The organism is Streptomyces sp. NPDC050422, assembly GCF_044458665.1.
In the GTDB taxonomy this organism is placed as follows: domain Bacteria; phylum Actinomycetota; class Actinomycetes; order Streptomycetales; family Streptomycetaceae; genus Streptomyces.
In genome coordinates, this window is record NZ_JBITIE010000021.1 from 60,868 (window position 1) to 80,139 (window position 19,272).

General features: G+C 72.1%; 19 protein-coding genes. 9 read left to right on the plus strand and 10 right to left on the minus strand.

Annotated features, from left to right (window positions below; translation table 11 throughout):
• Positions 1–100 precede the first annotated feature (100 nt).
• Together ACIBJG_RS30125 and ACIBJG_RS30130 are read left to right on the plus strand one after the other, a co-directional pair.
• Complete coding sequence (locus tag ACIBJG_RS30125; protein ID WP_399312219.1) at positions 101–1,060, plus strand: intradiol ring-cleavage dioxygenase; 960 nt, start codon at positions 101–103, stop codon at positions 1,058–1,060.
• Between the two features lie 302 nt (positions 1,061–1,362).
• On the plus strand, positions 1,363–2,199 hold the full coding sequence (locus ACIBJG_RS30130) for a L,D-transpeptidase family protein (RefSeq protein WP_399312220.1): 837 nt from the start codon (positions 1,363–1,365) through the stop codon (positions 2,197–2,199).
• A gap of 567 nt (positions 2,200–2,766) precedes the next feature.
• Here the strand turns inward: ACIBJG_RS30130 and metG are convergent.
• Positions 2,767–4,368, minus strand: a complete 1,602-nt coding sequence (gene metG, locus ACIBJG_RS30135) for a methionine--tRNA ligase (RefSeq protein ID WP_399312222.1) — start codon at positions 4,366–4,368, stop codon at positions 2,767–2,769.
• Positions 4,369–4,517: 149 nt separating this feature from the next.
• On the opposite strand from metG, the gene ACIBJG_RS30140 reads away from it, so the two are divergent.
• Together ACIBJG_RS30140 and ACIBJG_RS30145 are read left to right on the plus strand one after the other, a co-directional pair.
• Entirely contained in the window at positions 4,518–5,171 is a 654-nt protein-coding gene (locus tag ACIBJG_RS30140; protein WP_399312368.1) for a response regulator transcription factor, read from the plus strand.
• Positions 5,168–6,364: a sensor histidine kinase gene (locus ACIBJG_RS30145; protein WP_399312224.1), complete on the plus strand. Its 1,197-nt coding sequence runs from the start codon at positions 5,168–5,170 to the stop codon at positions 6,362–6,364. The genes ACIBJG_RS30140 and ACIBJG_RS30145 overlap by 4 nt, the downstream gene beginning before the upstream one ends.
• On the opposite strand, the gene ACIBJG_RS30150 is transcribed toward ACIBJG_RS30145, so the two are convergent.
• Positions 6,313–7,761, minus strand: a complete 1,449-nt coding sequence (locus tag ACIBJG_RS30150) for a VWA domain-containing protein (RefSeq protein WP_399312226.1) — start codon at positions 7,759–7,761, stop codon at positions 6,313–6,315. The genes ACIBJG_RS30145 and ACIBJG_RS30150 overlap by 52 nt on opposite strands.
• Positions 7,762–8,505: 744 nt before the next feature.
• On the opposite strand from ACIBJG_RS30150, the gene ACIBJG_RS30155 reads away from it, so the two are divergent.
• Positions 8,506–8,913 carry an RNA-binding S4 domain-containing protein gene (locus ACIBJG_RS30155; protein WP_399312228.1) on the plus strand — a complete coding sequence of 136 codons (408 nt, stop codon included), beginning with the start codon at positions 8,506–8,508 and terminating at the stop codon, positions 8,911–8,913.
• 62 nt (positions 8,914–8,975) lie between these two features.
• On the opposite strand, the gene ACIBJG_RS30160 is transcribed toward ACIBJG_RS30155, so the two are convergent.
• The 5 genes from ACIBJG_RS30160 to ACIBJG_RS30180 form a co-directional block, all read right to left on the minus strand.
• Complete coding sequence (locus tag ACIBJG_RS30160) at positions 8,976–10,949, minus strand: FUSC family protein (RefSeq protein WP_399312229.1); 1,974 nt, start codon at positions 10,947–10,949, stop codon at positions 8,976–8,978.
• Between the two features lie 22 nt (positions 10,950–10,971).
• Positions 10,972–11,223 carry a DUF2630 family protein gene (locus ACIBJG_RS30165; RefSeq protein WP_399312231.1) on the minus strand — a complete coding sequence of 84 codons (252 nt, stop codon included), beginning with the start codon at positions 11,221–11,223 and terminating at the stop codon, positions 10,972–10,974.
• Positions 11,224–11,263: 40 nt separating this feature from the next.
• The gene (locus ACIBJG_RS30170; protein ID WP_399312233.1) at positions 11,264–12,226 is read right to left on the minus strand and encodes an NADP-dependent oxidoreductase; all 963 of its coding nucleotides are present in this window, start codon (positions 12,224–12,226) and stop codon (positions 11,264–11,266) included.
• 90 nt (positions 12,227–12,316) lie between these two features.
• Positions 12,317–13,315: an endonuclease/exonuclease/phosphatase family protein gene (locus ACIBJG_RS30175; RefSeq protein ID WP_399312235.1), complete on the minus strand. Its 999-nt coding sequence runs from the start codon at positions 13,313–13,315 to the stop codon at positions 12,317–12,319.
• On the minus strand, positions 13,312–14,208 hold the full coding sequence (locus ACIBJG_RS30180) for a hypothetical protein (protein WP_399312237.1): 897 nt from the start codon (positions 14,206–14,208) through the stop codon (positions 13,312–13,314). The genes ACIBJG_RS30175 and ACIBJG_RS30180 overlap by 4 nt, the downstream gene beginning before the upstream one ends.
• A 120-nt stretch (positions 14,209–14,328) precedes the next feature.
• On the opposite strand from ACIBJG_RS30180, the gene ACIBJG_RS30185 reads away from it, so the two are divergent.
• Complete coding sequence (locus ACIBJG_RS30185; protein ID WP_399312239.1) at positions 14,329–14,727, plus strand: hypothetical protein; 399 nt, start codon at positions 14,329–14,331, stop codon at positions 14,725–14,727.
• A 74-nt stretch (positions 14,728–14,801) separates the two neighbouring features.
• Here the strand turns inward: ACIBJG_RS30185 and ACIBJG_RS30190 are convergent, their stop codons facing one another.
• The 3 genes from ACIBJG_RS30190 to ACIBJG_RS30200 form a co-directional block, all read right to left on the minus strand.
• Positions 14,802–15,224, minus strand: a complete 423-nt coding sequence (locus ACIBJG_RS30190; protein WP_399312241.1) for a universal stress protein — start codon at positions 15,222–15,224, stop codon at positions 14,802–14,804.
• Between the two features lie 118 nt (positions 15,225–15,342).
• On the minus strand, positions 15,343–15,996 hold the full coding sequence (locus tag ACIBJG_RS30195) for an FMN reductase (RefSeq protein ID WP_399312243.1): 654 nt from the start codon (positions 15,994–15,996) through the stop codon (positions 15,343–15,345).
• A gap of 2 nt (positions 15,997–15,998) precedes the next feature.
• Positions 15,999–17,105, minus strand: a complete 1,107-nt coding sequence (locus ACIBJG_RS30200; RefSeq protein WP_399312244.1) for an LLM class flavin-dependent oxidoreductase — start codon at positions 17,103–17,105, stop codon at positions 15,999–16,001.
• Between the two features lie 241 nt (positions 17,106–17,346).
• Here ACIBJG_RS30200 and ACIBJG_RS30205 point away from each other — a divergent pair, with 241 nt between their 5' ends.
• The 3 genes from ACIBJG_RS30205 to ACIBJG_RS30215 all read left to right on the plus strand — a co-directional run bounded on the left by ACIBJG_RS30205 (position 17,347) and on the right by ACIBJG_RS30215 (position 19,230).
• The gene (locus ACIBJG_RS30205; RefSeq protein WP_399312370.1) at positions 17,347–17,493 is read left to right on the plus strand and encodes a DUF6126 family protein; all 147 of its coding nucleotides are present in this window, start codon (positions 17,347–17,349) and stop codon (positions 17,491–17,493) included.
• A 133-nt stretch (positions 17,494–17,626) separates the two neighbouring features.
• Positions 17,627–18,037 (plus strand): VOC family protein, encoded by a 411-nt coding sequence (locus tag ACIBJG_RS30210; protein WP_399312246.1) that lies wholly within the window; start codon positions 17,627–17,629, stop codon positions 18,035–18,037.
• A 53-nt stretch (positions 18,038–18,090) separates the two neighbouring features.
• Positions 18,091–19,230 carry a Fic family protein gene (locus ACIBJG_RS30215; protein ID WP_399312248.1) on the plus strand — a complete coding sequence of 380 codons (1,140 nt, stop codon included), beginning with the start codon at positions 18,091–18,093 and terminating at the stop codon, positions 19,228–19,230.
• The last annotated feature ends 42 nt before the right edge of the window (positions 19,231–19,272 follow it).

A 19,272-nucleotide genomic window follows, 5' to 3' on the forward strand; every position in this document is an offset into this window, starting at 1 on the left:
GGGGGCTGTTCCACGTCGTCCGAGGGCCTTTTCGGAGTCACACAGGAACGCACAGCCCGCGCTCATGCCCCTGCCAGCTGTGCTGCCTAGCCTCCACGGCATGACAGAGACTCAAGTACCCGCACACAAGAAGGACTTGACCCGCCGCCGGATGATGATCGCCGGTGGCGCGGTCGTCGCCGTGGCCGGGTTCGGCGCCGGGACCGTCGCGAACGCCTCTGCCGGGGAGAGCGGTGGTGGCAAAGGGACGAAGGGCGACGCCGGGCAGGGCGAGGCGTGTTACCGGCTGGCCTCGGAGACCACCGAGGGCCCGTACTACATCGACGCCGACAAGATCCGCAAGGACATCACCGAGGACAAGGAGGGCATCCCGATGACCCTCCGGCTCAAGGTGATCGACACCGACACCTGCAAGCCCGTCAAGCAGGCGGCCGTCGACATCTGGCACTGCGACGCCCTGGGCGTCTACTCCGGCTACGAGAGCATGAGCCAGGGCGGCCCCGGCGGCGGTGGCACCCCGCCGAGCGGCGCCCCCACGGACGCCCCGACCGGCACCCCGACGGACACCCCCACCGGGACGCCCCCGACCGGCACACCCCCGTCCGGCGGCCCCGGCCCCGGCGGTGGCGGTGGCGGGCACAGCGAGCCGACCGACGACGAGCGCTATCTGCGCGGCACCCGGCTCACCGACAAGCACGGCTACGTGGAGTTCAAGACGATCTTCCCGGGCTGGTACCAGGGCCGTGCCGTGCACATCCACACCAAGGTGCACGTCGGCGGGAAGATGACCGACGCCGGGTACGAGGGCGGACACACCTGCCACACCGGCCAGTTCTTCTTCGCCGAGTCCGCGGTCCTCGACTCGGCGAAGGCCGAACCGTACTCCACCAGCACCACCACCCGTACGACCCTGACCGAGGACACCATCTACGACCAGAGCGGTGTCACGGGCGGGCTGCTGAAGCTCTCGTACCGGAAGAAGCACATCGAGCGCGGCGTCGTCGGCTCGATCACCATGGGCGTGGACCCGGACGAGACGCACGACGGAACGGGGATGTGACCGCCCCCGACTGATCCGCACGCACCACCGCAGCCTCCTCAGGCCTCCGTCCCCCCGCGGAGACGAAGGGCCCGGCACCGGACATCCACCCCGGTTCCGGGCCCTTCGTGCTGCCCACGGACACATGGCTGCGCGCATACAAGTACACGAATCACCCGAACGGTGAGACCCGGATGGCCCCGAGGCGGGATTGGCGGAGCGCGGCTGCGGCAAAGACTGGCTGGGCCGACCCCGGTGCCGCGCGGACCCCGCCCGCATCCGCAGAGCCCCGCACCCGGCCACCTACCGCTGAGGAGCCCTCCGTGCCCGTGCCCCGTTCGCGCGTTCCGCTGCGCCTCCCGTACGTCGTCTGCGCCGCCTTCCTCCTGCTGCTGGCCGGGTGCGGGGCGGAGCCCTTCGTCGGTATGGACGGGAGCGGCGCCACCACGAAGGCCGCGGGCGCCACCGGCGTACCGGGACCGCCCGGGGCCGCCGGCGCACCCGGCGCACCCGCTCAGCCCCGGGCCGCCGTGCCGCCCACACCGTCACCGCTCCCCATCCCGCCGCGTGAGATCCCCGGGCTGGGGCCGCAGACCCGGGCCCGGATCCCGGCCGGGGCCCACCAGGCGTTCGTGGTCACCGGCCAGTCACCGGACTCCAACCACTCCACGGCCGTGCTCTACACCCGGGACGACCCGGCTGTCGGCTGGCGGGCCGCCCTGGCGCCCTGGCCCGCGCACAACGCCCTCAACGGCTGGACGGCCGAGCACTGGGAGGGCGACCTGCGCTCACCCGTCGGTGTCTTCACCCTGACCGCGGCGGGCGGCCGCCTCGATCCCCCGGACACGGCCTTCCCGTACGACCTGAGCCCCGACTTCAAGGTGGAGGGCGAGGGCTTCCACGGGGAGCCGCTGGAGGGTTCGTTCGACTACGTCATCGCCATCGACTACAACCGCGTCCCCGGCACCTCGCCCCTGGACCACACCCGCCCCCTCGGTCAGGAGCATGGCGGCGGCATCTGGATCCACGTCGACCACGGCGGCCCCACCCAGGGCTGCGTCTCGGTCACCGAGGACCGGATGAAGGAGCTGCTGGGCGTCCTCGACCCGGCGAAGGAGCCGGTCATCGTGATGGGGGACGCGGCGTCGCTGAGCCGCTGAGGCCCCTGTGGGGCCGGGTCTTCGTGGGTCGGTTGCCCCCGGTCCGGGGCGCGGGGTTCCGTCCTCAAGCGCCGGACGGGCTTGGTTTGGTGAGGGTTCCCTGTGGGGTGCGCTTGTGGGTGGGGGTGGTGCCCCTCCGGGGCGTCTCCTCAGAAAATGGCGTGGCAACCCACATCGTTGCGGGGGCCGGGTAGTACGCCATTTTCCTGCGGGGACGCCCCTGCACGGCCCCACCCGACGCCGTCGTGGGGGGGGGGGCCCCCGGGGGCCGCGGGGGGGGGGGGGGGGGGGGGGGGGGGGGGGGCGGGGGCGCCCCCCCCCCCGCCGGGCGGGTCCGGGGGCGTGCAGGGGAGTCCCCGCAGGACGACGAACGGATACCGGGGTCCGCTGCGTGGGACTGGAAACGTTCGTCGTTCGAGGAGACGCCCCGGAGGGACCCCGGACCCCCACCCACAAGCGCACCCCACGGGGCTCGGCGCCCACACCAAGCCCGTCCGGCGCTTGAGGACAAAGACCCGTGCCCCGGTCCGGGGCACGCAACAACCGAGGACCCGGCCCCGAAGGGGCCTACGGCTTCTCCTCCAGGCGCGGGAACAGCACCGCGCCCTTCGTCACCGTCGCGCCCACCGGCAGCCCGCCCCACGTGGCCGCGTCCTGCACGCGCTGGTCGGACAGCGCGCCCAGGGACTCCTCGGCGCCCAGGCACTCCCACAGCTGCTGCGAGGTGTCCGGCATGACGGAGTTCAGCAGGACCGCGACACCGCGAAGCGCCTCGGCGGCCGTGTACAGGATCGTCGCGAGGCGGGCCTTGCCCTCCGGCGACTCGTCCTTGGCGACCTTCCACGGCTCCTGCTCCGTGATGTAGCCGTTGACCTGCTTCACGAAGTCGAAGATCGCCAGGATGCCTCCCTGGAAGTCCAGCTCCTCGCCGATCTTCAGGTCGGCCGTGGTGACGGCCTTGGCCAGGCCCTCCCGGACCGCCTGCTCGGCCTCGCCCGCGGCCGTGGCCTCGGGGAGCACACCGCCGTAGTACTTGCCGACCATGGCGGCGAGGCGCGAGGCCAGGTTGCCGTAGTCGTTGGCGAGCTCGGAGGTGTAACGGGCGGTGAAGTCCTCCCAGGAGAACGAGCCGTCGCTGCCGAAGGCGATGGCCCGCAGGAAGTACCAGCGGTAGGCGTCCACGCCGAAGTGCGAGGTCAGGTCCTGCGGCTTGATGCCCGTCAGGTTCGACTTCGACATCTTCTCGCCGCCGACCATCAGCCAGCCGTTGGCCGCGACCCGGCCCGGCAGCGGCAGCCCCTGCGCCATCAGCATCGCGGGCCAGATCACCGCGTGGAAGCGCAGGATGTCCTTGCCGACCAGGTGCACGTTCGCCGGGAACGTACCGTCGAACTTCTCCTGGTTGGCGCCGTAACCGACCGCCGTCGCGTAGTTGAGCAGGGCGTCGACCCACACGTAGATGACGTGCTTGTCGTCCCACGGCACCGGCACGCCCCAGTCGAAGGTCGAGCGGGAGATCGAGAGGTCCTGGAGCCCCTGCTTCACGAAGTTCACGACCTCGTTGCGCGCGGACTCGGGCTGGATGAAGCCCGGGTTGGCCGCGTAGAACTCCAGCAGCTTCGGGCCGTACTCGCTGAGCTTGAAGAAGTAGTTCTCCTCCTTGAGGATCTCCACCGGCTTCTTGTGGATCGGGCACAGCTTGACGCCGGCCTCGTCCTCGATGAGGTCGCCGGGGAGTTTGTACTCCTCGCAGCCCACGCAGTAAGGGCCCTCGTAGCCGCCCTTGTAGATCTCGTCCTTGTCGTACAGGTCCTGCACGAACTCCTGCACACGGTCGGTGTGCCGCTTCTCCGTCGTACGGATGAAGTCGTCGTTGGCGATGTTGAGGTGCTCCCAGAGGGGCTTCCACGCCTCCTCGACGAGCTTGTCGCACCACGCCTGGGGCGTGACGTCGTTCGCCTCGGCCGTGCGCATGATCTTCTGACCGTGCTCGTCCGTGCCGGTGAGGTACCACACCTTCTCACCGCGCTGGCGGTGCCAGCGGGTGAGCACGTCGCCTGCGACGGTCGTGTAGGCGTGGCCCAGGTGAGGAGCGTCGTTGACGTAGTAAATGGGGGTCGAGACGTAGAACGCCGTCGCCGCCTGCTTCTCGGATCCAGTGGCCGCCATGGTCGAAATCCTAACGGCCCGTGGGAGATCCCCTCACCGCGATGAACCCGGGGCGCGGAAGCGGAGAGCTTTGCGAAACATGACTTCCGGTAGCAAAGACGCATCCTGGGAGGGAGTGGACACGCATGCACGAGGCAGGGGACATCACGATGCGGGTACTGGTCGCCGAGGACGAGGAGATTCTGGCGGAGCTCGTCGCCACCGGGCTGCGGCGGGCCGGGTTCGCCGTCGACACGGTGTACAGCGGCGATGCCGCCCAGGCATACCTGGGGCTGCACGACTACGACGTCGTCGTCCTGGACCGGGACCTGCCCCGGGTGCACGGCGACGACGTGGCCCGGGGGCTGGTCGCTTCCGGCTCCCGGACCAGGATCCTGATGCTGACGGCCGCCGGTTCCATGGAGGACCGCGTCGCCGGGCTCGACCTGGGAGCCGACGACTACCTGGGCAAGCCGTTCGAGTTCCCCGAGCTCGTGTCGCGGGTCCGCGCCCTGCGCCGGCGCAGCGCCCGGCCCGTACCCCCGCAGCTGGTGCGGTACGGCATCCGGCTCGACACCGTGCGCCGCACCGCGACCCGGGACGGACGGGAGCTGGACCTCTCGCCGAAGGAGTTCACCGTGCTCCAGCTCCTGCTGGAGGCCGACGGCGGGCCCGTCAGCGCGGAGGAACTCCTCGAGCGGGCCTGGGACGCCAACGCCGACCCCTTCACCGGAGCCGTCCGCGTCTGCATGAGCAAGCTGCGCGGAAAGCTCGGCGAGCCCGCCGTCATCCGCACCGTGCAGGGCGTCGGGTACGCCCTGTGAGGCGCCCGGCCCGGGTGCCGCACGCCACGATCAGGACCCGGATCGCGCTCGTGTACGGCGGCGTGTTCCTGGTGCTCGGTACGGCTCTGCTCGCCACGGTCAACCTCGCCTCCCGGGCCGGTACCGACTCGCAGGCCCGCGCCATCGCCCGTACCGCCGCGGTCGTCCAGCCCGGCTACGCGGTGAACGGCCCCCTCGTCACCCGGCGCAGTCTCGGGCCGCCGACCGTCTACGACCTCACCGACCACGTCAGCGACGCGGCGGGGCACCAGCTGCTCATCTGGTCCGTGGCCGCCCTGCTCGTGATGACGGCCTGCGCGGTGGGCGTCGGGTGGTGGACCGCCGGGCGGGTCCTGCGCCCGGTGCACGCGATGACCGCGAAGGCGCGCCGGCTCTCCGCGCACACGCTGCACGAGCGGATCGCCTCCAGCGGGCCCGACGACGAGCTGAAGGAGCTGGGCGACACACTGGACGCGCTGCTGGCCCGGCTGGAGAAGGCGTTCGACAGCCAGCGCCGGTTCATCGCCAACGCCTCGCACGAGCTGCGCACCCCCCTGGCCACGCAGCGGGTGGCGATCCAGGTGGGTCTCGACGATCCGACGCCGGACGATCTCGTACGGACCCGGCAGACGCTGCTGGACAACAACCGGCGCAGCGAGCGGCTCATCGAGGGGCTGCTGGTGCTGGCGCGGAGCGAGCGCGGGCTCGACAAGGGCGAGCGGGAGACCGTGGACCTGGCGCATGTGGTGGCGGAGGAGGCGGACCGCCACCCGGGGGTGGCGGTCGACGCCGAGCGCTGCGCGGTGCGCGGGAACCGGCTGCTGCTGGCCCAGCTGGTGGCCAACCTGGTGGCCAACGCGGTGACGTACAACGTGCCCGGCGGGAGCGTGGCGGTGTCCCTGGTGCCGGCGGGCACGGGGGCCCTGCTGGAGGTGCGCAACAGCGGTCCGGTGGTGGAGGCGGCCGACATCCCCGGGCTGTTCGAGCCGTTCCGGCGGGGTGAGGGCAAGGACCGGATGGGACGGGGATCGGGACTCGGGCTTTCGATCGTACGTTCTATTGCCATGGCGCACGGCGGTACGGTCACGGCGGTGCCGGGCCCGGAGGGCGGGCTCGCCGTGACCGTACGCCTGCCGGCGGATCAGGCGTTGGCGGCGACCCAGGCGGGCAGTGCGGCGAGGGCCTCGCGGTAGAACGCGGCGTCCGCGACCTCGCGCGGGGCGGGGCCCGCGTGGAAGAAGCCGGCGTTCGGGGCGTCCAGCTTCCGCAGGAAGTCGAAGCCCTTCGCGTCCTCGTCGCCGAACGCCACGAACTGGAAGAACAGCGGCAGCCGTGCCGCGTCGTCAAGCGCCTGGCGGGCAGCCTGCTTGACGTCCGGCGGACCGTCCGTCTGGAAGACCACCAGTGCCGGGCCGGTCGCCCCGGACTTCTCGTAGTGGGTGACGACCTCCTCGACGGCGCGGTGGTAGTTCGTCCGGCCGAGCCGTCCGAGACCGGCGTTCAGCTCGTCGATCCGGCCCTCGTGGCCGTCCAGCCCGACCGTGCCGGTGCCGTCGATGTCGGTCGAGAAGAACACGACCTGGACGGTGGCGCTCTCGTCGAGGTGCGCGGCGAGCGCGAGCGTGCGGTCGCCCAGGTGCTGGGCGCTGCCGTCCTTGTAGAAGGGCCGCATGGAGCCGGAACGGTCCAGGACCAGGTAGACGGTGGCGCGAAGCCCGGTGAGCCCGTGCGCCTTCAGCCCGGCCTGGGCTGCCTTGTACGACCCCACGAGCTCGGGCGCGCGGGCCTTGACCTTGGCGAGGGTGAGGGCGGGCTTCCCGGCGGGAGCGGGGGCGACGGGGGCCGCCTCGGCCAGGGGCTCGGGGGCCGGTTCCGGTTCGGGCTCCGGGTCCATGTCGATGGTGATCGGCGCGGGTTCGGGCTCGGGCTCGGCGACCGGGGCCTCGGCCTCGACCGGCTCGGGCGCGAGCGGCTCGGCCACGACCGGCTCGGCCTCGGCGGCGGGGGCCTCGACCGGGGCCTCGACGGGCTCCGGCGTCTTGACGGGCTCCGGGGTCTCGACGGCCTCCGGCGTCACCGCTTCGGGCTCCGCGATCACGGCCGCCGTCACGGGCTCCGCGATCACGGCCGTCGTCACGGGCTTCACTTCGGCCACCGGAGCAGGCGAGGCCACCGGCTCCACAACCTTGGCCGCCTCCACCGGCTCCACAACCTTGGCCGGTTCCACGGCCGCCACCGGCTCCGCGGTCTTCGTCCGGGATCCCGACCCCTGCGACGGAACCGTGGGAGCGGTCTTGGGGGCGGGCGCGGCGGCCTTGTCGAAGGCCGCGGCCACCAGGTCCGCCGCCGCCCCGCCGTCGTCCTTCGTGGACCGGGAAGCGGGGGCAGGGGCCGACTCCGAAGAGGCCGGGGCCGGCACCGTCACCTTGACGGCCGGGACGGGTTCGGCCGCCGGCTCGTCCACCGTCACCGACTCCGGCTCCGTGGCCAGGGTGCGCTCGCCCTGGGCCGGGACCGTGGCCGTCGTCGGCTCGTCCTGCTCCGTGCGGTCACGGCCGAACACCTTGCGCAGCAAGCTCCGAATGCCCATGGGCGAGGCCTTTCGCATGAGTTGGGTGCGATGAATGTCCGTACTGCGGGAATTGATCCCTGGCCAGGGCGGATACGTAAGGTTAGCGGCCGGATCAGGCCCTTCGTCGGCGCGGCCCGCCCGTGGGGCAACTGAGCTGCAACCGATCCCGTACCGAGTCCTGTGCCCGGACTGTGCGGACCTGCTGGATGTCGTCGGCAAGTCGTTCGCGTACGCCCCCGAGGTGCCCGTTCGCGTTGCGGGCGTGGGCGGCCGGTGCGTCTGACAAACAGTCAGGGGCGCCGTTCCCGTTATCCGCAGGTGTGACAAGAAGGGCTCTCATATGAGGATCCCATCCCCCCGAACGCGTCTTGTGGCCTGTGCGGTGGCGGCCGGGGCGATGCTTTCCGGCCTCGCGCCGGACGACGGCTTCGACGACGAACCCGAGGCCGAGCAGGACGACTTGGCCGGGCCGGACAACGGCCGGCTGCTCCAGGCCACCCCGGGCACGGTCACGGGACGACGCAGCTCGTCGGCAACGCGAAGACGCTGCAGACGTCGTTCGGTCCCGGGGATCTCTGTCTCGTCCACGGGCGCGGTGACGGCTTCGCGCCCCAGCCCTGTCGCTGAGCGAGCACGCGCCGAGCAAGTGCGGGGCGTGCAAGCGGGAGAGGTACGGCTACACCATGGCGGAGGGGATCAGCGAATTCGGCTGATCCCGCGGGCGTCCGCCGCGCTGCGGTCCGCCGCATTACAGTCGGACCCATGGTTTCCGGTGAGGCGCCGCAGGCGGCAGGCAGCGTTCGGGTCGATGTCTGGATCTGGTCGGTCCGGCTCACGAAGACCCGTGCGCAGGCCGCTGCCGCCTGCCGCGCGGGTCATGTGAAGGTCGCCGGCGAGCGCGCCAAACCCGCCCAGGCGTTGCGCGTCGGCGACGAGGTGCGGCTGCGGCACGACGGCCGGGACCGGGTCGTCGTCGTGTCGAAGATCGTGAAGAAGCGGGTCGGCGCGCCGGTGGCCGCGGAGTGCCTCGTCGACAACAGCCCGCCCCCGCCGCCGCGCGAGACCGCGATCCAGGTTCCGGTACGGGACCGGGGCGCGGGGCGGCCGACGAAGCGGGACCGGCGCGAGATGGACCGGCTGCGGGGTGCGGGGCCCGAGCCCACGGAGTGACGCGCGAGGCGTCGCACCGGCCCCGACGCCGTACGGCTCTGAGGCACTGAGGCCCCAAGGCACTACGGCTCCGGCGTGGCGACGGCCCGGGCCGCCGCCACTTCCTGGCGCAGCGGCGCCAGGACACCCTCCTCGTCCCCGGGGAGATCGGTGCCTACGGCCACCAGCACCTCGCTCGCCCGCACGCCCTCGGCCAGTTCACGGAGCTGGGCCTGGACCGCGGTCACCTCCGCCGGTTCCGGTTCCGGGGCCCCGTGGTTGACGCGGACCCGGGCCGCCGTCGTGGCGTCCACGATGCGTTCCACGGCCACGACCAGCGGCCACCACGCGGCGGCGCGCGTTCCGCTGGGCGGCGGCTCGGTCAGGGCGCGCTGGAACTCGGAGCGTACGGCCGAGAGGTCGCGGTAGATGCGGCGACGGGTGCGGACCCGTTCGGCCCGGTCGCCGTCGCCACCCGGCTCGAAGGCGCACCCCACATAGTCCGCGATGTCCGTGACCGCGTCGGCCAGCCGGTGGCCGATCCGGGTGTGCCAGCTCTCCGGCCACAGCAGGTATCCGGCCACCAGCACGATGACGCAGCCGATCAGGCTGTCCAGGAAGCGCGGCCAGACCAGGTGGACACCCTGGTGGTTGAGCAGGTCGGAGAGCAGCAGGATGACCGGGGTGATGGCCGCGGTCTGGAAGGCGTAGCCCTTCGCCGTGAGCGCCGGGATCAGCGCGGCCAGCAGCACCATCACCGGCACGTCCCACCAGCCGATCGGCACCTCCGCCAGCACCGGGGCCGCGATGACGAGTCCGGCCGCCGTGCCCACGGACCGCAGCACGGCGCGGGAGAACACCGAGCCGAAGTCGGGCTTGAGCACGAAGGTGACGGTCAGTGCGACCCAGTAGGAGCGCGGTACGTCGATCAGTGAGGTCAGCGCCTGGGCCAGTCCGATGCAGAGCGCGAGGCGCAGCCCGTACCGCCATGAGGGCCCGGAGAGCAGGACGTTGCGGCCGGCACGCCGGACGCGCACACCGAGGGCCGCCGGCCGGCCGAGCCGGTCGTCCACGTTGTACGGGTCGGGCTCGGCCTTGTGCACGACGGCGGCGGCATGGCGCAGGGCGCTGTCCACCGCCCGGGTGGCGGGTGAGTCCGGTGCCGGCAGCCGGGGTTCGGCGCCGCCGGTCCGGGTCTCCTCGATGTCCTCGGCCAGGGCCCGGACCGCTGCCGGGATCTCGTCGGGCAGCACGATCCGTCGTACGTGCACCGCGGGCGCCGCCTCGACCAGCGGGATGACGACGTTGAGCTGGGACAGCAGCCGCACCATCGCGCCGCTGCGGCCGTGATAGCGGGCGCGGCGGGCGAGGATCAGGTCGTAGGAGACGTTGAGGGAGCCGGTGACGGCCTGCCGCTTCTCCTCGTACGCGTCGGTGCCCGCGGCGGCGAGCAGGTCGGCGACGGCGAGGTAGGTGTCCGCGACCGCGACCCGCTCCGGCAGTTTCCGGCGCAGCGGCCAGGCCAGCAGCGTCAGGGCGAGGACGAACAGACCGCCCAGCGTCAGCAGCAGGGGCGCCACCCACCACGGGTCCGGCATCGGAAGTCCGGCGCCCACGACGGAGTTGAGCAGGAGCAGCAGCCCCGACACGGAGGCGACGGCGCCGATCGTCGACATCATCCCGGAGACGAGACCGATGAGGGTGAGGACGGCGACGGCCGCCCAGCCGGTCCCGTACACGAGTGTGCCGGTCATGATGCCGAGAGCGCCGAACAGTTGCGGCACGGCGATGTTGAGGATGCGCATTCGGTACGCGTCGGCGGTGTCGCCGATGACGCCGGAGAGCGCGCCCATGGAGGCCAGCGCCCCGTACACCGGCCGGTCGGCGGCGAATCCGACGGCGAGCGGCGCGGCCAGGGCGACGCTCGCGCGGGCGACGGCGGCCCAGGGGACCGGCACGGGCAGGGGGCGCAGGCCGTAGCGCAGCCAGACGGGCGGCGTTCCGCGTCGCTGCGCCGCGGCGGAGGTGCTGGGTCCGTCGGTCCCGCTGCCGGTCAACGCGTCCCCCTCCGGGCAGCGGTCAGCTGCGGTATCCCTCGACCTCGTCGGCCGGACGGACCCGGGCCTGTGACGGGTCCTCGCCGTACTCGCTCAGTGCCCGCCGCTGCCGCAGCAGATCCCAGCACTGGTCGAGACGGACCTCCACGGTACGCAGTCGTGCCTGCTCGTCGGTGGACAGGCCCGGTTCGCGGCCGTTGCGGTCGCGCAGGGCGCGTTCCTCCGCGACGAGCCCGTCGATGCCTCCGATGATGTCCCGCTCCTGGTCGTCCATGACGTCTTCCTCTCAGCCGCACCGGATTCGGGCCGGTAGTTCAGCAGTGCCCGTGCTCCCGCAGCACGATGACGGTCTTGCCACGCGCCCCGCCGGTCCGGTTGCGGTCCAGGGCCTGCGGGGCCTTCTCCAGGGGGAGTTCGGCGTCGATGGGGACGCGCAGGACGCCGTCCGCCGCGCCCGCGGCCAGCACGTCCAGCAGGACCGGACTCGGGTCGAGCCGGAAGTCGACGCCCCGTACCCCGCGGGGGAGCGCCGCGCCGGCCGCGACGCCGCGGGTGGAGAGCGCGATGCCGCCCGGCCGGAGCGCCGCGGCGTGCGCGGCGAACGCCTCGGTGGTCGCGGAGGCCAGGTCGGCCAGCGCGTCGACGCCGTCCGGGCAGGACGCCCGTATCGCGTCGGACGCCGGGCCGTCCGTGACGTCGATCGTGACGGCGGCACCCAACGACCCCATCCTGGCCCGCTCGTCCCCGCGCACTGCCGCGATCACGCGCACGTCCCGCGCCTTGGCGAGCTGGGTCAGGCAGGTGCCGACCCCGCCCGCCGCGCCGACGATCAGCAGGCTCTCGTGGCCCCGCAGCGACACCGCCTCCAGGATCTGCGCGGCGGCCATCCCGGCGGACGGCAGCGCGGCTGCGATCCGGGCGTCCAGCCCGCGCGGGACGAGGGCGATGGCGGACTCCTGCGGTACGCATACGTAGTCGCAGTACGTTCCCGCACCGGCGGCCGGACCGCCGGTCCGGCCGAAGACGTGGTCGCCGACCCGGAAGCGGTTGTCGCCGCTGCCGATCATGTCCACCCGGCCCGCGTAGTCCACGCCGATGACCAGCGGGTAGGCCTGGGGGGCGAGGCCGTCCAGGGTGCCGTCCGCGAGCCGCACGTCGCCCGGGTTGAGCGAGGCGTACTCGATCCTCACCCGGACCTGGCCCGGCCGCGGATCCGGTTTGGGGACCTCGGCCAGGGCGGGATCGGCGCGGAACGTGCTGACGGCGATGGCTCGCATACGCAACCTCCCAGTAGTACCCGGCAGTCACCCCTTCCACTCTTCCCCGGCCTGACGGCACCCGCACGTCGGGCCGCAGGAGCCGGGATCTCAGGGGCCGTCGTGCAGTTCGAGGCCGACGAGCAACGCGCGGTGGTCGGTGGCGGCGAGGCGCAGGAAGCGGGCCGAGTGGACCGAGAACTCCTCGCTGACCAGCACATGGTCGATCTGGGCGCGCAGCGGTGTGGCGCGGTCGGCGGGCCAGGAGTACGTACGGGAGGAGCCGGCGAGGCGGGCGCTGTCGTGGAGGCCGCCCGCGTCCAGGACGGCCCGGAAGGCGGCGTGGTCCTGGGAGGCGTTGAAGTCGCCCGCCACGACGGCGGGCCGGTCCCGGACGGCGGCGGCGAGGTCGCGGATCCGGCCGAGTTCGCGGCGCCAGAGGGGCACCCCGCCGGGGACCGGCGGCATGGGGTGGGCGAGCTGGAGCCGCACGTCCCGGCCCGCCACGACGGCGACCGCCCCCGGCATCGCCATCGTGCCGTCGATCCGGCCCGCCGGGCGCAGCGGGAACCTGCTGAGGATCGCCGACCCGTGCGAGCCGTCGAGCCGGACGACGTCGCGGTACGGGTACGAGGCGGCCGGGACGCGGGCGGCGAACGCGTCCGCGCAGGCGAGGTCGCACTCCTGGACGAAGACCACATCGGGCCCCTCGCTGCGGACCGCCCGGATCAGCGCGTCCGTCGCGTTCCCGAACTCCACGTTGGAGGTGAGGACGTCCAGCCGGGCCACCACCGGGCCGTGCGCGCCGGTCGTGCCGGGGCCGTACGGCCGCACGAACCACACGGTCAGCGCGAGCGCGACCGCCGCCCACACCATGCCGCCGCGCCACCGGGCCAGTGCGCCGAGTCCGAGACCGGCGGCGCCGGGCACCAGGAGCCAGGGCAGGAAGGCCAGGGCTTGCGGGACCGGGGTCGGGCCGTCGGCTCCGGCGGCCCGGAAGCCGATGACGACGCTCACCGCGGCGAGGAGGAGGGCGGCCACGCAGAGCGGAACGATCCTGGAGGCGGCGGTCGACTCATGCCAGGCCGACTCATGGGCCGGCCGGCTCATGCCCCGGTCGACGGCACCGGCCGCACCCGCTGGGCCCAGATCCGTGCCGCCACCGCGCACACGGCCACCGCGAGGCCCGTACCGAAGACGATCCACACGGTGGTGCGGAGCGATCCGGTCAGCGCGTCGTACACCGCCGCCGCCCCGTCGGTGTCGCTGCCGGGCACCTCGGCCAGTACGCGGTTGCGTGCCAGTGCGATCGCCCCGCGCAGCACCAGCGCGCCGAGCGCGAAGCCGGTGCCGGCGACGGCGGTGGCGGTGAGCGCGGCCAGCGCCGAGCCGCGGCGGCCGGGCCCGCCGCGCACCCAGGCCAGGACGACGGCGAGCAGCGCGAGGACGAGGGTGCCGACGGCCGGCCATACGCCGGCGGCGCGCAGCCACCGGAAGCTCTGGCGCATCTGGTCGGCGCGGTCGGCGGACACGATCTGGATGGCTGTGTGCTGGACGGGGATCTGGTCGGCGAACGGCACCCCGTTGTCCACCAGGTTCTGCTTCACCTTCTCCGTCACGGGCGCCAGATCGATCGTGACGCTCTCGCCGCTCTGCCCGTCCAGCGCCGCCGTGACGGCCTCGTGGGCCGTGCGGTTGGCGGCGTTCCAGGCGGCCTGGAAGGCGTCGGTGGTGGTGAAGGACTGCACGGCCTGGTGGAGGAAGTCGCGGACGGTGTCCTGGAGCGGGCCGACGTCGATCTGCTTCATCGCCTCGTCGGTGATCAGGTCGGCGACGGTGTTCTGTACAGCGGTGTCGGAGGCGAGCGGCGCGACCGCGGCCACGTAACGGTCCGTGTCGTCGATCTCCAGATCGACCCAGGCGGAGAGCGCGCTCAACGGCACCAGGACGGCGAGCAGCACCAGGAACACTGCCGAGAGAGCCGCCGAGAAGTAGGTCCGCACCCCACCAGGGAACCGCGGATGGTGACGCCGCGCCCCGGGCCGTGGGCCATCCGAGTTGCCGGGCGACGCGGCCGGGTGTGCCCTTGAGGAAAGCGGGGGCGACGGAAGGAGCTTCCTGCCATGGCCGCACACGCTTCGGTGCAGGCACGCGGAACGCACGCGCGTGCCCAGCGCCACTCCACGACCAGTTGGGCCCTCCCCGTCACGCTCGGGGTGGTCCTCGGCTGGTACGCGACGTCCATCGTCCGCGGCGGCGGTGTGCTCACCGGCACGCAGCTCGCGCTCGGACTGGTCTCGGGCGCCGTGCTCGCGGCGCTCTGCTTCGGGCTCGGCCGGGTACAGAAGCGCCTGCCGGCCGAACTCGCTGCGGCCGCGTACGGCGCGCTGTTCGGCGGCTCGATCGGCTTCCTCTACAGCCTGTCCGGCAAGAGCGTGCTGGCGGCGTCGGTGCTGGGGCTGCTGACCGGGGCGGGCATGCTGCTCGCCGCGTTCTACACCTTCCACACCCGGAGGGACTGAGCCCCGCACAGCTCCCCGCCGCTGCGGGCCCGCGCCTCGTGTGCGCGGGCCCGTACCGGCGTCCGGGCTTTTCGTCAGCCGCGGACCACGGTCACCGGGCACGGCGCGTGCTGGGTGACGTGCAGGCTGACCGAGCCGAGCAGGGTGGCCTTGAATCCGCTGTAACCGCGCGCGCCCACGACCAGCAGGTTCGCGCCCTCGGCCCGGTCGAGCAGGGCCTGCGCGGGGTTGCCGATCACCACGACCTTGCTGACCGCGGCGGCACCCGCAGCCCCGAGGGCCTCCTCCAGTGCCTCGGTGAGCGACACCGTGGCCATGGCCTGCGGGTCGAAGTCCTCCGGCATGCCCGGCATCATGGACGCCCAGCTGGTCGCGGGGTACTCCCAGCTGTTGACGGCCTCCACCGTGTCACCGGTCAGCTCCGCCTGGCGTACGGCCCAGTGCAGTGCCTTGATCGACGACTCGGAGCCGTCAACGCCCACCACGATCCTGCCCATCTCTGCCTCCAGCTCGGTTCCGTTTGGTCAAGCCGGTGCGTGGTGACGGGACAACCGCACCACGCACCTTCTTGTGCAACTGTAGTCAAAGCGGACGAAAGTACGTCCTTCGGGTCGGTCAGGCCGGCCGGAGGTCGGCCAGCTGCCGCTCGAAGGGGACGACCTCGTCGGCCGGCCCCAGGGCCCTGGAGGCGCCGGAGACCGCCCGGCCGCCCGTGATCGCCTGCGCGAGCTCGCCGCCCGCGCGCCGGATCCGGGCCGGCAGGCCCTCGGTGTACTCGTCGCCCGACGAACCCCAGTCCTCCGAGGCCGCGTACACCGACGTCGGCAGCGTGACGGCCCGCAGATAGGCGAAGAGCGGGCGCATCGCGTGCTCCAGTACCAGCGAGTGCCGGGCGGTGCCCCCGGTCGCGGCGACGACGACGGGCTTGCCGGTCAGCGCGGTGTTCTCGACCAGGTCGAAGAACGACTTGAACAGGCCGCTGTACGAGGCGGTGAAGACCGGGGTGACGGCGATCAGTCCGTCGGCCCCCGTCACCGCACCGATGGCCTCCTCCAGCGTGGCCGACGGGAAGCCGGACACCAGGTTGCCCGCGATGTCGACGGCCAGGTCGCGCAGTTCGATCACCCGGACCTCGACCGCCCGGTCCTGCTCGTTCTCCAGCCGCTCCCGAGTGGCCGCGGTCAGCCGGTCGGCGAGCAGCCTGGTCGACGAGGGGCTGCTCAGCCCGGCCGATACGGCGACGATCCTCAGCGGTTCGGTGGCGAACACGGTCAGCTCTCCTTCGCGACAGCGGTGGCGGTGGTGGCGGCGGCGACGGCGACGGCCGGGTGCAGGGGCGCGGACTCGGGCACCCCGGCGGGCCGCAGGTTGGCGAACTCCTTGCGCAGCACGGGGACGACCTCCTCGCCGAGGATGTCGAGCTGCTCCAGGACCGTCTTCAGCGGGAGCCCCGCGTGGTCCATCAGGAACAGCTGGCGCTGGTAGTCGCCGACGGCGTCCCGGAAGGACAGCGTCCGCTCGATGACCTCCTGCGGGGAGCCCACGGTGAGCGGGGTCTGCTGGGTGAAGTCCTCCATCGACGGCCCGTGCCCGTAGACCGGCGCGTTGTCGAAGTAGGGACGGAACTCCCTTACGGCGTCCTGCGAGCTCTTCCGCATGAACACCTGACCGCCGAGTCCGACGATGGCCTGCTCGGCGGTGCCGTGGCCGTAGTGGGCGTAGCGCTGCCGGTAGAGGCTCACCATCTTCTTCGTGTGCTCGATGGGCCAGAAGATGTTGTTGTGGAAGAAGCCGTCGCCGTAGTACGCGGCCTGCTCGGCGATCTCCGGGGAGCGGATCGAGCCGTGCCAGACGAACGGCGGAACGCCGTCCAGCGGTCGCGGGGTCGCGGTGAAGGACTGCAGCGGCGTACGGAACTTCCCCTCCCAGTCGACGACGTCCTCGCGCCACAGCTTGTGCAGCAGGGCGTAGTTCTCGATGGCGAGCGGGATGCCCTGGCGGATGTCCTTGCCGAACCAGGGGTAGACCGGTCCGGTGTTGCCGCGGCCCATCATCAGGTCGACGCGGCCGTCGGCGAGGTGCTGGAGCGTGGCGTAGTCCTCGGCGATCTTCACCGGGTCGTTGGTGGTGATCAGGGTCGTCGAGGTGGACAGGATGATGCGCTCGGTGCGGGCGGCGATGTAGCCGAGGGTGGTCGTCGGCGAGGACGGGACGAACGGGGGGTTGTGGTGCTCGCCGGTCGCGAACACGTCGAGCCCGACCTCCTCGGCCTTCCGCGCGATGGCGACGGTGGCCTTGATCCGCTCGTGCTCGCTCGGCGTCGTGCCGGTCGTGGGGTCGGTGGTGATGTCCCCGACGGTGAAGATCCCGAACTGCATGGCGCCCGCCTCCAGGTCATATTGTTGAACATTGAACTATCTGAACACACCCTACAACGGAGTGCCCCGTCTCCCTATTCCGCCGGGCCCGGGCCCTTCCGTGCCGGACTTCGGTCATCGCCGCACAGGGAGCCCGCTGCGTACCCTGGTCGGACACGGAGGCCGCCCGAGCCCCGGGCGGATGGAGGCAGGTATGAGCGGGACCGGAGCGGAGAGTGACGGCAGGGCCCTTCCCGAGCTTGTGAGTGACGAGGGGGGCGGCGCCGGGAGCGAAAGCTGGAAGGAGCGCGGCGTCGCGCTGCGCGTCTTCGTCTACGTCTTCGCCACGCACCTGTTCGCGGGGTTCGTCTGGATCCTCTTCTACGTGGGCGAGCACGCGAAGAAGTAGGGTCGCGCGGTCTGCGCCGACGGTGCCGAGGTCTTGAGGACCAGGTCCGTCGGCCGATGCGGGTGCCCCGGCCGGACGCCTACTCTGCGGATCCGGCGCGCGGCCGAGCGTGTCGACGACGGAGAGGAACCCCATGCCGTTCACCGGTCACGCCCATGTCCGTATGGCCCGGCCGTCGCGGGATCTCGCGGCAGCGGAGCGGTTCTGGGTGGCGGGACTCGGGCTGACGGTCCTGTTCCGCGCCGAGGGGGGCCGGAAGCCCGGCGGGCACGACCTGCTCATGGTGGGGCACCCGGACGCCTCCTGGCACCTGGAGCTCGTCCACGGCGGCGATCACCCCATGGACCCCCGCCCCACCGACGAGGACCTGCTCGTCCTGTATCTGGACGGATCCGTGTCCGAAGGGCTGGTGGAGCGGCTGCTGGCCCACGGCGGCACGCGGGTCGTCTCGCCGAATCCGTACTGGAACGAGTGGGGCGTCACCGTCGAGGACCCGGACGGGTACCGGCTCGTGCTCTGCCGGCGTGGGTGGTCCAACTCCTGACCGGGTTGAGTGGGCGTCGCCGCGCAATGATAGGAGCTGGGTATCATTGCATCATGCTGTATGCGATGCCCTCCCTGGAATCGGCCGACCTTCATGTCCTGGAGCAGATCGACGGCCTGCGCGAACAGCTGCGGCATGCCGTGCAGCAGGCCCCGACGAAATGGTCCCTGGATCTGCGCAAGGCCCTGACGGCCAGTGCGATTGCTGCGTCGAACACGATCGAGGGTTACAAGGTCGACGCCGTGGATGTCGCCGACCTGATGGACGGCGAGCGCGAGGTCGAGGCCAGTGACGAGAACAAGGCGGAGACACTCGCCTACCAGCAGGCCATGACGTACATCCAGTCACTGCACGATGTGACCGACTTCCGGTACAGCAAGGAGCTCCTCAACAGCCTTCACTGGATGCTCCAAGGGCACCACCACCCCCGCAAACTCGCCGGACAGTGGCGCCGGAGCTCCATTCGCATCACCGCGCCGGGTGACGAGCTCGCGACCGACTACGAGGGCCCGGACCAGGAGAGGGTTCCCGGGCTCATGAGCGAGTTCGTGGACTGGCTCGACGAGGGCGACCTGGGCAGTCATGTCCTGCTCCGCGCCGCCATGGCCCATCTGAACCTGGTGAAGATCCACCCGTGGTCGGACGGCAACGGCCGTATGTCCCGCTCACTTCAGACGCTTCTGATCGCCCGGGGCGGCGTCCTCGCACCCGAGTTCTCCTCGATCGAGGAATGGCTGGGCATGCCGGGCAACACCTGGGACTACTACAAGGTGCTACGAGAGGTCGGCGGCCCCGTCTGGTCGCCGGAGCGTGACACCTTGCCCTGGATCAGGTTCAACCTGCTCGCCTACCACCAGCAGACTCAGCGGGTACAGCACCGCGTCGACCGTTCCAACGACTGCTGGGTGCAGCTGATGGAGGAGACCGGCGCCAGCGGGGTCACCGAGCGGCAGGTCACCGCGCTGCACGAGGTGGCCATGGCCGGTCGCGTCAGGCGCAGCCGTTACGGGAAGGCGGAAGCGATCAACACGCAGCAGGCCACACGGGATCTGCAGGCACTGACCAAGGCCCAGTTGCTGACGGCCGTCGGCCGGACGAAAGGGCGCCACTACGTCGCCGGGCCGAAGTTCCCGGAGCGCGTACTGGCCACCGGCCGCCGGCCCCACATCATCAGCAACCCGTTCACTGCTTAGCGGAAATTGCCGCGCTCGCGTCCCCGTCCTCGGCTACGCTCG